Source organism: Nocardioides sp. NPDC127503, from assembly GCF_040302165.1.
Taxonomy (GTDB): domain Bacteria; phylum Actinomycetota; class Actinomycetes; order Propionibacteriales; family Nocardioidaceae; genus Nocardioides.
The window spans coordinates 403,086-416,992 of the sequence record NZ_JBEORH010000001.1; the positions used below are offsets into that span (position 1 = coordinate 403,086).

Annotated in this window: 14 protein-coding genes; 7 read left to right on the top strand and 7 right to left on the bottom strand. The window is 65.6% G+C overall.

All coding sequences use genetic code 11. The features are described from left to right. Positions 1-78: 78 nt before the first annotated feature. The 5 genes from ABTW65_RS01960 (at position 79) to ABTW65_RS01980 (ending at position 5,416) form a co-directional block, all read left to right on the top strand. A complete protein-coding gene (locus ABTW65_RS01960; RefSeq protein WP_350658094.1) occupies positions 79-1,281 on the top strand; it encodes a cytochrome P450 in 1,203 nt (400 codons plus the stop codon). Next, the gene (locus ABTW65_RS01965) at positions 1,278-2,492 is read left to right on the top strand and encodes an FAD-dependent oxidoreductase (protein ID WP_350658095.1); all 1,215 of its coding nucleotides are present in this window, start codon (positions 1,278-1,280) and stop codon (positions 2,490-2,492) included. The genes ABTW65_RS01960 and ABTW65_RS01965 overlap by 4 nt, the downstream gene beginning before the upstream one ends. Further along, complete coding sequence (locus ABTW65_RS01970; RefSeq protein WP_350658096.1) at positions 2,489-2,962, top strand: flavodoxin domain-containing protein; 474 nt, start codon at positions 2,489-2,491, stop codon at positions 2,960-2,962. The genes ABTW65_RS01965 and ABTW65_RS01970 overlap by 4 nt, the downstream gene beginning before the upstream one ends. A 62-nt stretch (positions 2,963-3,024) precedes the next feature. Further along, positions 3,025-4,419, top strand: coding sequence for a vanillate/3-O-methylgallate O-demethylase (ligM, locus tag ABTW65_RS01975; protein ID WP_350658097.1), 1,395 nt, complete (start codon positions 3,025-3,027; stop codon positions 4,417-4,419). 136 nt (positions 4,420-4,555) lie between these two features. Further along, on the top strand, positions 4,556-5,416 hold the full coding sequence (locus ABTW65_RS01980) for a methylenetetrahydrofolate reductase (RefSeq protein ID WP_350658098.1): 861 nt from the start codon (positions 4,556-4,558) through the stop codon (positions 5,414-5,416). A 195-nt stretch (positions 5,417-5,611) separates the two neighbouring features. Here the strand turns inward: ABTW65_RS01980 and ABTW65_RS01985 are convergent, their stop codons facing one another. The 4 genes from ABTW65_RS01985 to ABTW65_RS02000 all read right to left on the bottom strand — a co-directional run bounded on the left by ABTW65_RS01985 (position 5,612) and on the right by ABTW65_RS02000 (position 8,350). Beyond that, positions 5,612-6,919 (bottom strand): hypothetical protein, encoded by a 1,308-nt coding sequence (locus tag ABTW65_RS01985; protein WP_350658099.1) that lies wholly within the window; start codon positions 6,917-6,919, stop codon positions 5,612-5,614. After that, positions 6,919-7,245, bottom strand: a complete 327-nt coding sequence (locus tag ABTW65_RS01990) for a hypothetical protein (RefSeq protein WP_350658100.1) — start codon at positions 7,243-7,245, stop codon at positions 6,919-6,921. Before ABTW65_RS01990 ends, ABTW65_RS01985 begins: the two co-directional genes overlap by 1 nt. A gap of 127 nt (positions 7,246-7,372) precedes the next feature. Beyond that, positions 7,373-7,924: a hypothetical protein gene (locus tag ABTW65_RS01995; RefSeq protein ID WP_350658102.1), complete on the bottom strand. Its 552-nt coding sequence runs from the start codon at positions 7,922-7,924 to the stop codon at positions 7,373-7,375. A gap of 9 nt (positions 7,925-7,933) precedes the next feature. Then, positions 7,934-8,350, bottom strand: coding sequence for a single-stranded DNA-binding protein (locus ABTW65_RS02000; protein WP_350658103.1), 417 nt, complete (start codon positions 8,348-8,350; stop codon positions 7,934-7,936). A gap of 258 nt (positions 8,351-8,608) precedes the next feature. Between ABTW65_RS02000 and ABTW65_RS02005 the strand changes: the two genes are divergently transcribed. Further along, positions 8,609-9,199: a hypothetical protein gene (locus ABTW65_RS02005; RefSeq protein ID WP_350658104.1), complete on the top strand. Its 591-nt coding sequence runs from the start codon at positions 8,609-8,611 to the stop codon at positions 9,197-9,199. 30 nt (positions 9,200-9,229) lie between these two features. On the opposite strand, the gene ABTW65_RS02010 is transcribed toward ABTW65_RS02005, so the two are convergent. Genes ABTW65_RS02010 through ABTW65_RS02020 form a run of 3 tightly spaced genes read right to left on the bottom strand, consistent with a single transcriptional unit; the run spans position 9,230 to position 12,476 of the window. Next, positions 9,230-10,957 (bottom strand): type IV secretory system conjugative DNA transfer family protein, encoded by a 1,728-nt coding sequence (locus tag ABTW65_RS02010; protein WP_350658105.1) that lies wholly within the window; start codon positions 10,955-10,957, stop codon positions 9,230-9,232. Then, on the bottom strand, positions 10,954-11,409 hold the full coding sequence (locus ABTW65_RS02015) for a hypothetical protein (protein WP_350658106.1): 456 nt from the start codon (positions 11,407-11,409) through the stop codon (positions 10,954-10,956). Before ABTW65_RS02015 ends, ABTW65_RS02010 begins: the two co-directional genes overlap by 4 nt. After that, on the bottom strand, positions 11,406-12,476 hold the full coding sequence (locus ABTW65_RS02020; protein ID WP_350658107.1) for an ArdC-like ssDNA-binding domain-containing protein: 1,071 nt from the start codon (positions 12,474-12,476) through the stop codon (positions 11,406-11,408). Before ABTW65_RS02020 ends, ABTW65_RS02015 begins: the two co-directional genes overlap by 4 nt. Before the next feature lie 275 nt (positions 12,477-12,751). Here ABTW65_RS02020 and ABTW65_RS02025 point away from each other — a divergent pair, with 275 nt between their 5' ends. Then, a complete protein-coding gene (locus ABTW65_RS02025) occupies positions 12,752-13,879 on the top strand; it encodes a hypothetical protein (RefSeq protein WP_350658108.1) in 1,128 nt (375 codons plus the stop codon). Positions 13,880-13,907: the final 28 nt, after the last annotated feature.

Genomic DNA, 13,907 nt, shown 5'->3' on the forward strand with positions numbered 1-13,907 from the left:
TCAGCCAAAAGATATCCGCTTTTCCTTCGCTTTGATGTCGGGAAACATGACAGACGTAACGTTTGAGAGGGGACCCCGATGTCAGGCATGCCGCAGTCCGCACCGATTGCCGACTGGATCGACCCGGCGCAGCTGAAGGTCGACCCCTACCCGGCGTACGCACGTCTCCGGAAGGAGAGCCCGGTAGCCTACGTCCCTGCGCTCGACAGGTATCTCGTCACAACGTTCCGCGAGTGCTTCGACATCGAGATGGACCAGCAGACCTTCAGCTCCGCGGAGGAGCCTGGGCGCTCCACCATGATCCGCTCGATGGGGAGACCCATGCTGCGCAAGGATGATCCGGAGCACAAGGTGGATCGCGCCGCCATGGGAACCTCGATGAGGCCACGGACGATCCGAGGAACCTGGGCCCGAATCTTCAACGCCAACGCAGACAAGTACATCGGGGTCGTCCGCGATCTAGGGCCGGGCGCCGACCTGTTCCGCGAGTTCGCCGTACCATTCGCCGCTGACAACCTCAGCGCCGTCATCGGATTCCGCGGAGTGGATCCTTCCTCGATGATGGACTGGTCGCACACGCTCATCGCAGGAATCAGCAATGTCGCGGGAGACCCGCTGGTCTGGGAGCAAACCCGCCGAGTATGCGCCGAGATCGACCAGGCGATCGACGAGGCAACACTCCGGCTCCGCCACAATCCCGACGACTCAGTTCTGTCTGCGCTGCTCCACGCTCGGAACCCAATTCCTGACGAAGACATCCGATCCAACATCAGGCTAGCCATATCCGGCGGGATGAACGAGCCGAGCCACATCATCTCGAGCGCCGTGTGGTCGATGTCGGCCAATCCGATGGAACGTGAGCTCGTGCTGGGCGGACAGCGCTCATGGAACGCCGTGTTCGAGGAGACCGCTCGCCTGCATTCTCCTGTGGGGATGTACCCGCGCCTGATCACCCGGGACACCGAGATCGCCGGCGTCCCCGTACCAGCGGGTTCCACGGTGGGGGTGGTGGTCGCCTCAGCGAACCGGGACGCTGCCCAGTTCGCGGATCCAGACCGGTTCACCCTCTCTCGTGAATCCGTCACCCACCTCGCCTTCGGCAACGGCACTCACATCTGTGCAGGCAACTGGCTTGCGCGATCCATGGTCGGCGACATCGCACTTCCCAAGCTCTTCGCCGACCTCCGGGGTTTGAAGGTCATGGATCCCCGATCGACCGAGTTCAGAGGATGGGTGTTCCGGGGCACCACCGCCCTCCCGGTGACGTGGGACCCCGCATGAGTCGCGCCCAGGTAGCGATCGTCGGGTCAGGGCCTTCCGGCTGCTACGCCGCGCAGGCAATCTCGCGCCGGCGCCCGTCCGCCGAAGTCACGGTGATCGACCGGCTTCCCATGCCGTTCGGTCTCATCCGTTACGGCGTGGCTGCAGACCACCAGGGCGCCAAGGCAATCACGGCACAGTTCGATCGCCTCTTCTCCGCCGCGTCGGTCCGCTTTGCTGGCGGCATTCACGTCGGCCACGATGTGAGCACCGAGCAACTGCTGGAAGCCTTCGACGCGGTGGTCTGGGCAGGAGGACTCACAGAAGATCGCCGACTCGACATCGAGGGCGAGGACCTACCCGGCGTGTACCACGCCGGCGAGGTGACCCGCGCATGGAACGGCCACCCACTCCAGGATTGGGGTCACATCCGGATCCAGGGGCGCGTCGTCGTCATCGGCGCGGGCAACGTCAGCCTTGACCTCGTACGCCTCATGGCCAAACGGTCCGAAGACCTGGTCGGGACAGACCTCGACGATGTGTTCCACCACACGCTTCCCAATGGTGTCGGTGACATAGAGGTCGTCAGTAGGCGTGGCCCAGATGAAACGCGATGGGACACGGCCATGATCCGCGAGATCTGCGCGCTGCCGAACGTCGACATCGTGCTGGGGCCGCTGGACCGCGAGCTGGTGCAGGGTGCAGCTCAAGGAGGTAACTCCTCGGCTTCCTTGCTTCTCGCTCGGACCGAGGAGCCAGGTCGCGGTGGATCGACGGCCGTCCGTTTCACGTTCGATGCCGAGCCACTGTGCATCAGCGGCGACGAGCGCGTCCAAGGGCTGACGGTCGGGAGGACTGGCCGAAAGGAAGCGCTTCTGGCAGACACAGTGATCTGCGCCGTCGGGTTCGCGGGCGCCAGCCCAGCCAGGGACGACCCGCGGTTCTTTCTCACCGGATGGGCAAACACCGGTGCCCGAGGCACCATTCCCAGCCTCCGGACGATCGCGAAGGACTTGGCCTCCGAGGTCGACGCAATCCTCCCCGCCGCCTCCGACAAGCGAGGTCCCGAGGCCATCTTGCGGCTGGCGGACAAGTCCGTGGACTTCTCAGAGTGGAAGCACCTCGACGCCCATGAACTGGCATCTGCGCCGCCCGGACGATGCCGTCGCAAAGTCCGCGAACTGAGCCAGGTCGACCACTTGCTACTTCGGCTACGAAAGGCGGCCAGATGAACATCTCTGTCCTGTACGGCACCGAGAGTGGGAACGCAGAACTCGTCGCCGACGACGTGGCTGCGTCCCTCGAGGACGAGCATGCGGTGAGGACCGTGGACCTGCAGGACTTTGAGCTCGACGAGTTCAGAGCGCGAGACCTCTATCTCATCATCTGCTCCACCCATGGCGAGGGCGACCTCCCTGAAAGTGCTCGCCCGTTCGCTGAGGCCCTCGACGCCGAAGGCCCGCCACTGACCGGGATTCGTTATGCGATGTTCGGCATGGGAGATCGCACGTACGAGCACTACGGCCAAGGCAGCGAGCACCTCGATCGTCGACTTAGGGCCCTGGGCGCGGAGCGCGTCGGTGGCTACGGACGCCACGACGCTTCAGGCCGAGAGGACGCAAGCGGCTTGGCGATCGCATGGGCCAAGGACGTCTTAGCCGCCGTTGGGTCGTCAGTCGGGCCCGTCATCTCAAGCGCCTGAACTCCGGACTTCGACAACCGGACCCGTTTCTCTCATCATCCATCGCACAAGAAGGACCACTCATGAATCAGTCGCTGCAGCAGCTCCTCGACACTGGAGTCAACCCGGTCGAGCACCTTCGCAACTCTCAGATCGGGGCATACACCTACCCCGTCGTCCCCCCCGAGTTCACTAACTGGCGGCGCGAGATGCTCGCTTGGCGTGAAACGGCGATCCTCTTCGATCAATCGCATCACATGGTGAGTTTGTCCCTCGATGGCCCCGGCGCGCTCCAACTGATCTCGGACACGGCGGTGAACAGTGTGGCGAACTTCCGCGTCGGGACTGCCAAGCAGTACGTGCCGACGACCTCTGCGGGTCACGTCGTCGGCGACGGCATCCTCTTCCGCGAGGGCGAGGAGTCCTTCATCTTCGCTGGGCGCTATGGGGGGGCCAATTGGCTGGCGTATCACGCTGAGCGTGGAGGTTATGCAGTCGAGCTCGAGCGCGACGACCGAACGCCCAACCGACCCTTCGGCAAGGCGGTCTCGCGCAAGCACTGGCGGATGCAGATCCAGGGGCCCAACGCCTGGGAGATCATCGAGAAGGTCAACGGTGGCCCCGTGGAGAAGCTCAAGTTCTTCCACATGGGCACTATGAACATCGCTGGTGAACAGGTGAGGACGTTGCGTCACGGTATGGCCGGGGCGCCTGGCTTGGAGATCTGGGGGCCGTACGAGGGCTATGACCGCGTTCGCGAAGCGATCCTCGTAGCAGGCGCCGAGTTCGGATTGGAGCAGTGCGGCTCTCGTGCATACGCGCCATCGACCTTCGAGTCCGGGTGGATCCCCAGTCCGGTCCCCGGCATCTACACCGGCGAGGGTCTGCGTGACTACCGGAATTGGCTGCCCGCGAACGGCTTCGAGGGCGCCAGCTCCTTGGCCGGCAGTTTCGTCACGCCTTACATCGACGACTATTACTTGAACCCGTGGGAGCTGGGCTACGGCGGCTTCGTGAAGTTCGATCATGACTTCATCGGACGCACGGCGCTCGAGAAGCTGGACACCGATGCGCAGCGTCGCAAGGTGACGCTCGTGTGGCACCCCGAAGACATGACGAAAATCTACGCCTCGCAGTTCGAGGACGAGCCTTACCTCTTCTTCGAGCAGCCGTTGGCCAATTTCGGAGCCTGGCAGTACGACTCGGTGCTCGACGCCCATGGCAAGAACGTAGGCCTCTCCCTCTATGCCGGATACAGCGAGAACGAGAAGTGTGCACTCTCGCTTGCCACCATCGATCCCGACATCGAGATCGGAGCCGAGGTCAAGGTCGTCTGGGGTGAGCCTGGTGGAGGCACCCAGAAGACAACCGTCATCCCTCACCGGCAGCTCGAAGTACGAGCCACCGTGGCACCTCTGCCGTACTCGACCGTCTCGCGTCGTGAGTATGCCGCTGGTTGGCGCACAGCCGCACTTTGAGCAACGGCCCGTGACTTCCGAGTGCCACGCGGGCCTCGAGTCCTAGGCAAGTGGGTCCGGGCAGCTACCCGTTTGGATCCCATGCAGGGTGCGAACAGCGCCCTCCCCAACCCGACCTCACAGATATGGCAGCAACATGCCGACCTCTTCGAACACCACGCTACTTCTGGGTGATCCGTCCTTGGAGATGACCGCTAAGGATGTTGACCACATCGCCGAACTCGACGGACACCTGCCGCGAGGAACCCGGGTCAACATCACCTTCCTTGGCAACGAGTCATCTGCCATGCGCGTCCAAGCCGCCGACGCCGTTGGCCGGGTCGGGTTCGTGCCGGTGCCGCACCTTTCCGCCAGGCGTCTGGAATCGCATGAGGTCCTGCAACAGTTCCTCGCAGAACTCCAGTCGCACGGGGCCAGTGACGACGTCTTTGTCGTCGCCGGTGACCCGCCTTCGCCACAGGGTCCCTACGAGGATGCGCTCGACCTGATTGAGTCAGGCCTTCTGGAGCGGTATGGAGTGAAGTCCGTTGGCATCGCTGGCTACCCCGATGGGCACCCGCACATCTCAGAGGAGATCCTGTGGTCGTCCTTGCATGCCAAGGTGGCTTCGTTGCAGCACCGTGGGCTCTCGGGCGCGATTACAACGCAGTTCGGGTTCGACCTGGACCTTACGCTGGATTGGGTGCAGCAGACGCGCAATCGAGGGATTGACCTACCTATCCGAATCGGGGTCCCAGGCCCGGCTGGAATCCGCCGTCTGCTGAGCTACGCGAAGCGCTTCGGCGTCGGATCGAGCGCCTCGATCGCCAAGAAGTACGGCTTCTCCATCACCAACATCCTCGGAACCGCCGGCCCGGACCTCTTCATCGACGATCTCAGGGACCGATACGACCCCATCAAGCACGGCGAGGTGGGTCTGCACTTCTATACGTTCGGAGGACTCGGGGCTACGTCCGAATGGCTTGTGCAGTACTCCCGCAGCCAAAGAGCGGTATAGCCCCAGGCCGGTGACTCAGCGAACAGTAAAATTTTGGATCCAACTTCAAGGACGAGACTGCTCTCGTGGCGAAGAGCCTTGATCTATGGGCGCAACGTTTGACCCCAGCTGATGACGAGGGCGGGTCGTATCTCCGCATGTGTGTCCAGATCCGCGTGGTCTGCTCGCCTCGGCGGGTCGCTGTTTACTCGCGGCCTACGGCGTGACTCCGCGCCCGTTGTTGCGGCGGTGATTGATCGCGGTGCGGAAGTCGGCTCGGGTGATCGCCGCGGTCCCGGGCGCGGACATCGGGGCCGGGGCCGCGCGTAGGTAGCGGCGGGCGACCGCGATGAGTCGAGCGCGTCCTTTGTGCTGGAGTGGCTCGAAGGTCTGGCATGCCTGGTGGACCAGGAGTCCGTCGCCTGGATCGACCCGGGGCAAGGTATTGCGGACGAAGTAGATGCGGGTGTTGAAGCCGTGTTCGATCGCTCGGCACAGGGTGTTGTCGACGTGGCGGAAGAGCTTCACCAGGTTGCGGATCGCGTCGACGTCAATCGCTTCGTTGGTGGGGATCGTCACTAGCAGTCTCACTGCATCTGCGCTGTGCTGGGTCGCGCTGGCGCCCGTGCCGGCCAGGCCGCCGGCGGTCCTGGCGGCTTTAGAGACCCTGCCGAGGTTCTGCTCGCGCCTGCGGAAATGCGCTGCCTGTTCGGGAGCGATGTCTCGGGCACGTTGGACTGCGAGATTGGAGAGTTCGCGCTGGGAAGCGAGCAGGTGGCGGAGGTTGGCCATCGAGGGGACGGTCCTGAGGGAGTTGAGGAGGCGGTGCTCAGCGGCGAGGACTTCGGTGATCGTGTCGGCGTCCGGGGAGATCTCTGGTTGTGGTGGGTGCCAGCCACGCCAGTCGATGTTGTAGTCGGGGATGCCGTAACGGGCCTGGCTGTGAGTGGCGCAGTCCTGGATGGAGCGGTTGAGGCCCCGTACGCCCTTGAGGCGCTCCCACCCGGGTAGGTTGCGGTAGCGGTGGTCGAGGATCTGGATGGCCTTGGTGATGTCGGCGACGTCGCCGACGAGGGTGAGCCATTCGCGGTGGTCGAGGAGCCCGTCCCCGAGGCCGCCGTCGAAGTCGTGCTCGGCGAGTGCTGCTGCCTTCGCGGCTTGGCGCCAGTTCTCCAGGGTCCTGATGTCTTGCTCGGTGGTGAGCTCCGAGATGGATGGCAGCGAGGCAGAGGTGTTGTCCAGCAGTCGTGCCAGCGCAACGCGAAGCCAGTCGGGTGGTTCGTACTGCTCTCGGCGGCCCACGCCCTTCGGGTTCGGGTCGGCTTGCACGAGTGCCTGGTGGCACCAGGTGAGGATGGTCCTGCGGTAGCGGAGGATTTGGGCCGAGGCCTCGACCTGTCGGGCTTCGACGCCTCGTTGAGGTTGGATTCGGGTGACCTCGCGAAGCAGGTGGTGGTTGATCCGGTACTGGCCGAGCAGAGTGACGAGCGCGTTTCGGAGCTGGCCGCCGTTCTTGCCGTACATCACGACCGTCCGGTGCAGCCGTTCACGGCGGTGTCGGCTTCACGGGCCTCGACCAAGGTTGCGAGCAAGAGTTCGATCTGGATGGCGTCGACGCCGTGGCGTACGAGGTCTTCGATGGTCTTGACGGCGAGGCGGTAGACCAGGTCGGTGGGCAGGATGCCGGGGAGGATGTCTTCGTGGGCGGGGGACTGGTCGCCGTGGACGAGGTCGAGCTGGAGGAGCACGCGTTCGTAGGCGATGGAGCCTTCGACGGTGTGGGCGTTGTCGGCGAGCGCGGCGAGGTAGGAACGCGCTTCGGCGAGGGTGACGGCGTGTGCGAGCAACATGACGGTCTCCGTTCGCGGAGTGGCTGCTGATGAGGTGCAGGCTGAGTGACGGTGCGCTCTTGACGGGGTGCGATTCGGTGTCCCGTGGAGAACCCGCCCCTGGGAGTGGCCTGTGGGGGCGTACGTTTCATTCCGCGGTCTTACGCGCGGCCGCGTCTTCGGTCAGAAACTGTTCGAAGTCGGCGCGGCGGTTGGGGATTGGGCTCTCGGCGGTGGTGGATGCGTCCGCCTCGCCGGGCCAGGGCGTTTGGCGGGTGGGCCGGTCGCGGTCGATGCGCGTACCGCAGGTGGCGACCCACTCGCGTAGGCGCGCGCGGGCTTCGGTGAAGTCGCGGTGCCACTGCAGCGGCGCTGAGCCGGAGGCGTTGGGGTCGTAGCACTCACGCCAATGGGTCTGGAGTGCGGAGAGCTCCCAGACGAGCTCGTCGTGGCGGTGCCACAGCGGCGGGATGATCGTGGTTGGCAGCCCGTAGGTCCGGCGGAGCCAGTTGACCCAGTCGTCGAGGTCGCGCCACTCCGCCTCTGCCTCCTCGGCGGTGAGACTGTTCCAGTCGATGGGGCGTACTGGCTCGGGGATCTCGAGGGCCTGGTGGTTGAACGGAGCCTCGTCGATGTCGTCCTCGGGTGGGTGCCAGGGCTCGGGCTCGAGGTGGGCGTCGGCGGCGAAGTTCTCGGCCATGGCGGGCGCTCAGGTGGACTGCATGGCCCGCGCTGGCGCCTGCGCCGCTAGCGTCGGCGGTGAAGGTGAGGGTCCGCGGGTGACGGTGTAGCGGGTGCGGTGGGCGTCGTGGCCGATCTGGCGGGCGATGAACTCCTCGCGCTGCTCGACAGCGCCGTTGCGTTCGACCTGGTACTCGTTGACGTACCCGGAAGCGATGAACTGGTCACCGACCTGGAACTGGTTGTACGCCTTCTCGGCCTTCCTTCCGAACATCGCCATGCTGTGGAAGGTCGGGTCGAGCTTGGTGAGGTTGCCGCCGGCTTCCTTGCGGTAGTGATCGACTCCGACGCGGACGTAGAACCGCGCGACTCCGGTATCGCCGAAGGTCAGGTGCGGAACGGTGCCGATGAACCCGTGCAAGCTCAGCTGGGTCGGGATCGTCATGTCGTCCTCCTTCCGTGGTCGCGCTCACTCGGGCCGTGGACGCTCTCGGCTACCAGGTGCGCCGGAGCGTCCGGCCCCGATGGCTCGGCTTCCCGTCCTCGCCGGCCAGGTTCGGGATGACGGCGGACACCTCGCTGAGGAGTTCGCCCGCGTTTGCGGGATACCCAGCGATTACGGAGTCAGCCGATGTCCATTCGAAGCACCTTCGGCAGTGCCGCCTTGGTGGCGGCAGTGGCGTCAGGTTGTACGCATCCAGGTGTGGCCGACGAGAAGGGCGCGGCTCTCACGGTGGCCGATGTGACGAACGCGATGCTCGTCGCTGAGGATCTGCCTGGCACGTGGCATGCGACGGACGTGCCGGTACGCACTGGCGCCGTTCCTGACGCGGCGGCGGGTGGCTCTGAGTGTGGGCAGGCCACGCACAAGCTGGCGTTGGAATCATCACGCTGGGGCGCGGCCGACGTCAACGCAAAGGTGGCGTGGGCATCTAGCGGCGGCGTGCGACTGCAGCAGGAGGTCGCCTCCGTTCGTCACCTCGAGGCTGATCGTCTCGGCGAGCTTCTCGGGCGGCAGGCCAGCGAGTGCGGGCATGTCGTAGTGGTCAACGACGGCGTGACTGTGGAGTCGCAGCTGCGCTCCTGTGGCTTGAGCAGCGGAGACCGCGGCGTACTGATCGTGCAGTCGTGGACCGCGAGTGACGGCCGCTCGGGCTCAACCCGCCTCGCCTACATCGTCCGCGAATACGGTTTAGTCGTCCTGACCTACACATCCTCTGACGCAGGTGGCTCGTGTCAGCACGCCGTCTTTGACCGAATTGTCGATGTCGCTGCGGCGAAGGCCGCCCACTAAGAACGGCCCTTCGGTGACGGGCCCCTCGAATCACTCGCGTCCGGTGTGGTCTGCGTTCCGGTGAGCGCGGTTGCCGCGGTCGGTCCATCGCCGAAGGTCGGTGACGATGGGCGGGGTGCTGCGTAGCAGGAGCAGGCCTGTCCCGAACGGCAGCGTCCGGATGGTCTCTGGCGGCATGACTGGGACGCGGCGTACGGATCGTTGCATAGAGCGGGAGCCGTGGTCGCCGACGGTGAGGGTGTCGGTGTGCTCGTCACGTTCGCCGATGAGCGCGGATAGGTCTTGAAGGTCTTTGGTTGCCGAGGTGCCGCCGAGGAGGACCTTGGTGATGGCGGCATCCCAGATAGCGTTGGCGGCGTGGTCGCCCCACTTGTCGCGGGCCTGAGCCAAGGACTGGAGAACAGGCATGGTGGTGATCCCGGTGCCTCCGCCTTCGGCCATCAGCACGGGCATGGAGGGCAGGGGGGAGAGGTTGCCGATCTCATCGAGGGCGAGCAGGAGCGGTGGGTCGAGCCGGGCGCCGGGCGAGGTTGCTGCGAGGTGGCGAGCGGTTTCGACGAGGTCTTCGATGAACGCGGCGACCAGAGGCCAGGCGGCGCCGGCTCCGGCGCCGGTGGCGAGTAGGTAGAGGGTGCCGTTGTTGGTGAGGAACTCGGTAGGACCGAAGGCTTCACCGTCGCGTGGTGTGACGGTGTCGAGTACGCGGGGGTCGGCCAGGGAAGAGAGGGCGAGCGAGACGCCCATCCAGATCGAGTCACGGGTACGTGGGTCGGCGCTGATCATGGCCTCGAGCGAGTCGCCCCACCCGTCCGCGGCTCCGGTGGAGCTGCGCAGGATCGCGACGGCGTCGGTGGCGACCGAGGGGTTAAGGGTCCAGGTGTAGAGGTCGGCTGCGGTGCGTTGGTCGAGGGCGGCGGCGTGGAGTAGGGCTTGCAGGGCGGTGCGAGTCTTGCCTTCCCAGAACCCGCCGCCTTCGACTCCGCCTGCGGAGAGGCCGGTGGCGGCGGCCAGCCCGGTGGCGCGGATCATCGCGGTGAGTGGGTCCTCGCAGCCGCGTACGGGAGACCAGCGCAGCCCTGAGGGGGCGCCTTCGGCCAGGCGCTGGGGGTCGAAGACCGCGACCGGTCCGCGGTCGGCGCGAGCCTCGATCGTGGCGGTGAGGTTGTCCGGCCGGGTGGAGGTGGTAACCACGGGGCCGGGGGCGTCGAGGATCGCGTTGATCACAAGGTGAAGTCCTTTGCCCGAGCGGGGTGGACCGAGGATCAGCATCGAGTCCTCGACGGAGCTCCACACCTGGTGGCCCCGGGACCTGCCGAGCATGTAGCCAACATCCTCGGGCCGTGGCTCCGCGAGGCTGGCTCGAAGATTCGCGGCTCGTCTGAGCAGAGCTCGAGGGGACGCCGCGGCGCGTACGTCCCGGCTCGTCGCGATGCCCGCGAGACGCCGAGGGTCACGGGCGGTCCGGTGGTGGGTGAGTCCGATCAGACGCCACGTGAACCAGGCCAGCACACCGAGGACCGCGAAGATGGCGGTGGCGATCAGCCAGTACGCGACGGGCTGCTGCCCGGCCGGACTCAACGGATCGTTCAGCACGTCGAGGCCGGTGGCCAGACCCTTCCCACGTACACGCGCGCCGGTGAGGTGACTGGTCACCTCTGCCGCCGTCCAGAGGATCGTGAAGAGGCCCGCCAGCGCGGCGATGAGGCCGAGTCCCAGGTTGACCAACGCGTCATCGATGGGCCGGGCGTTCGGGTTCATCGGTCGGCTCCGAGGAAGGTGAGGGTGCCTGAGGAACGGCCCAGCAGCATCACGGTGCCGCCGTGGCGGGCGAGCACGGCTGCCGGTAGACGTACGTGGGTGGTTCCGTCGTCGGAGGCGGGGTGTTCGCTGATGATCACCGCGACAGCGACTGGCTCGCCGGGCAGAAACCCTGAGGCGTACGTATCGGGCTCGACGCTCGTCGGGCCGGATGCCTCCGTGACGTCGTCGGGGCCGAGCACGCCGCTGTAGACGCTGCCGTCGGCCTCGATGATTTCGACCCGGATGGCGCCGAGATCCGTGCGAACGGCGTCGAGGACGCCGCGTACGGACTCGCGGCCTGCCAGTTGAGGGCCGCCAGGGGGTGTGTAGGCGTCGCCGTTGAGCGTGAAGGAGGGAGCACCAGCTTCATCGATCTGGATTCGGAGGTGAGGGTGACGCGGGATGGTCATAGCCCGATCGCCTCGCTCGGCTTCACGTGCTGCAAGGTGTGTTCGGCCTGGGGTGCTTTGGCGGTCGACGCGCGAGGTTCGAGTCCGGGCGGTGCCCCGGTATCGGTCTGGTGTGTGTCGAGTCGGTCAAGGATCCCGAGCACTGCTCGGCGCACGCGCTCGGCGGTGGCTTGGACGACATCGACGGGGTTGGTCTCTGGCACGGTGTGGGCCCAGGTTGTGACGTAGGGGACGCTGTAGGTGGAGGTGTCCATGCCGTGCGCGGCGCCAACCATGAGCGCGACGCTCTCGGCCTCTACCTCGGCGATCCCGCGATGGAACGGTGCATCCGGGCTATCAGGGTCGGTCAGCAGAACATGCCCGAGCTCATGGCACAGCGACTTGATCTGGGCACTGTCGTCCATGTCGACGCGGACAGAGACCTCCCGGGTCTGGAAGTCGGTCAGCCCGTTTGCGCCCCCGATCGCCGCGGCGTTCGAGACCAATCGCAGCTCGTACCCCTCCCCGGTGATCAGGTCTGCCAGCCCGTCCCAGAGCCCTTCGGGTGCCTCACCCTTCAGGATCTGCGGCGCTGGGGTAGTCGGCAGATCGTCGCCTTCGGTGGATGAGATGTCCCAGACGTACACCAACCGGACTCCTGTCATCCGGGTCTGCTGCGTCTCGCCAGGCTGTGCCTTCTCGCTGGTCGCGAGTCGCCGCCAGGACGAGGGATCGGACGGTGTGGATGTGGCGAACCGAGCCGTTTTAGGCGAGAGGATCTGGTAGCCGGCCTCTCCTTTGCGAACCTGGCGACCGAGGGCGAGCCATTGCTTGTAGCCGGCGACATAGGTCGGGAACGGCGTCGGAACGCGACCCTGCTCGTACGCCTCGGCATGCTGGACCGCGATGAGCATCGAGTTCCGAAAGCTGCGGCTCCGAAACTTCGCGGAGAACTCCAGCGCGCGGCGCCAGTCGTCGCCGGTCACCAGTTGCTCTACCGCGGTCGTCAGCCGTTGATGGACCGCTTCCAGCTTCGCTTCGCGCTCGGCTTGCTTGCGTGCCTGTCGCTCGGTGAGTGTCGTCGACATCGTCGCCTCCAGCTGTCGTGTCGAACAGCAGGTGCTCCCGTGGGTCCGCGTCAGCGGGTTCGATGCCCGACCGGCACCGAAGAAGGCTTCTACAACATCGACCTGGAACGGCAGCCTGCGCCTGACGCCCTCGAAACCGGGACGTCTGAGCGGGGAAGGAACTGCGCATACTCCGCGCACGTCAGGCACGTTCGAGTAGGTGACACGCGTATCCGAACCAACGTGAGGCGGCATGGTCGACCGTGTACTGTGGGGGGAAGGCAAGGAGTTCGGGAATGAACCTGAACCACCACCGTCGATCTCACGGCATGGAGCGTTGGATTGCGCCTGCGCTACCGCCGCCTTCTCGTTCGTTACTTCAGGCTGTGGCGCACACGTTGTGTGCGCTGGCCGAAAGGGAGCCACCTGTAATGGCCATCTATTCGCACCATGCCCACCGCGGCAAGGTCCAGATCCTGGCGACGTTCCGTGGACGGTCCGGACTCACATCGTCGACCGTCACGAGCGTGGAGTCTGTCGCTCTCGCGGAGCCGATCGTGGACGCACTCAACCGGGTCTCGGCAAGCGCGACCACGCCAGTAAGCACCTGGGACACACGCTTCGGACCTGCAGACGACTATCCGCGTGACCACCTCGATGTGCTGTCCAATCCGAAGGACCGCTCACAGCTTCTCGAGGGCGCCCACAGCCTCTGGTACGTCCTGGCAATGTGGCAGCTGCACGACGCTCTCGCCGATCTCGACCAGGCGTTGACGACGGTGCCACCGCCGGTGCGCACGGCCGTCGAGGCAGAGCTGGCGACTGAAGCAAAGTGGCTCCGGGTCGCCCTCGCGGAGGAGGAGGGTGCAGACGTGTCAGAGGTACCCGGTCAGCGCCTTTGGGAACGCGACGAGCCGTTCGTCTACACCGAGGACCTCGGGCTCAAGGAGCGCGACCGTGAGCATCTCGATCAGCACGACGACTACGACACGGACGCAGACCGGCAGATCGCCGCTGACGATCTCCGCATGATGCTCGACGCCTACACGCGATGCTCACCGGACGCATTCGTATCCATCAGTCTGGAGGGCCTCGACTTCTTCATAGATCCGTTCGACGACGACTCCGGAGACCACGACTTCTATCTCGAGGTCGGGCCCAAGATGTCGGTGAACCCGTTTGGCCTGCCTGCGTGGGGAATCTCGATCGGCCGGTGGGAAGTCGACGAGGTCGATGACGACGGCGAGGCGATCGGAGCGACGGGCTCGACGTTCCTCGATGCCTCGTTCTCGGACCGCCCACGAACCGCCGATCTCACCGCGCTGCTCGAAGCCAGCCACAGCCAGATCGCCACGTGGGCGACGGCCGCTGTCGGAGACACTCTCGACGGAACGACGCTCGTTGTGACTGAGCGCATGAGGTAGGAGCACTGGACTGGTCAGCGTCGCCAGA

What these genes read in the sequence shown, in the direction of transcription:
- ABTW65_RS01960 (WP_350658094.1), top strand. Translation starts at nt 79, where the DNA reads ATGTCAGGCATGCCGCAGTCCGCACCGATTGCCGACTGGATCGACCCG.
- ABTW65_RS01965 (WP_350658095.1), top strand. Translation starts at nt 1,278, where the DNA reads ATGAGTCGCGCCCAGGTAGCGATCGTCGGGTCAGGGCCTTCCGGCTGC.
- ABTW65_RS01970 (WP_350658096.1), top strand. Translation starts at nt 2,489, where the DNA reads ATGAACATCTCTGTCCTGTACGGCACCGAGAGTGGGAACGCAGAACTC.
- ligM (WP_350658097.1), top strand. Translation starts at nt 3,025, where the DNA reads ATGAATCAGTCGCTGCAGCAGCTCCTCGACACTGGAGTCAACCCGGTC.
- ABTW65_RS01980 (WP_350658098.1), top strand. Translation starts at nt 4,556, where the DNA reads ATGCCGACCTCTTCGAACACCACGCTACTTCTGGGTGATCCGTCCTTG.
- ABTW65_RS01985 (WP_350658099.1), bottom strand. Translation starts at nt 6,919, where the DNA reads ATGTACGGCAAGAACGGCGGCCAGCTCCGAAACGCGCTCGTCACTCTG.
- ABTW65_RS01990 (WP_350658100.1), bottom strand. Translation starts at nt 7,245, where the DNA reads ATGTTGCTCGCACACGCCGTCACCCTCGCCGAAGCGCGTTCCTACCTC.
- ABTW65_RS01995 (WP_350658102.1), bottom strand. Translation starts at nt 7,924, where the DNA reads ATGGCCGAGAACTTCGCCGCCGACGCCCACCTCGAGCCCGAGCCCTGG.
- ABTW65_RS02000 (WP_350658103.1), bottom strand. Translation starts at nt 8,350, where the DNA reads ATGACGATCCCGACCCAGCTGAGCTTGCACGGGTTCATCGGCACCGTT.
- ABTW65_RS02010 (WP_350658105.1), bottom strand. Translation starts at nt 10,957, where the DNA reads ATGAACCCGAACGCCCGGCCCATCGATGACGCGTTGGTCAACCTGGGA.
- ABTW65_RS02015 (WP_350658106.1), bottom strand. Translation starts at nt 11,409, where the DNA reads ATGACCATCCCGCGTCACCCTCACCTCCGAATCCAGATCGATGAAGCT.
- ABTW65_RS02020 (WP_350658107.1), bottom strand. Translation starts at nt 12,476, where the DNA reads ATGTCGACGACACTCACCGAGCGACAGGCACGCAAGCAAGCCGAGCGC.
- ABTW65_RS02025 (WP_350658108.1), top strand. Translation starts at nt 12,752, where the DNA reads ATGAACCTGAACCACCACCGTCGATCTCACGGCATGGAGCGTTGGATT.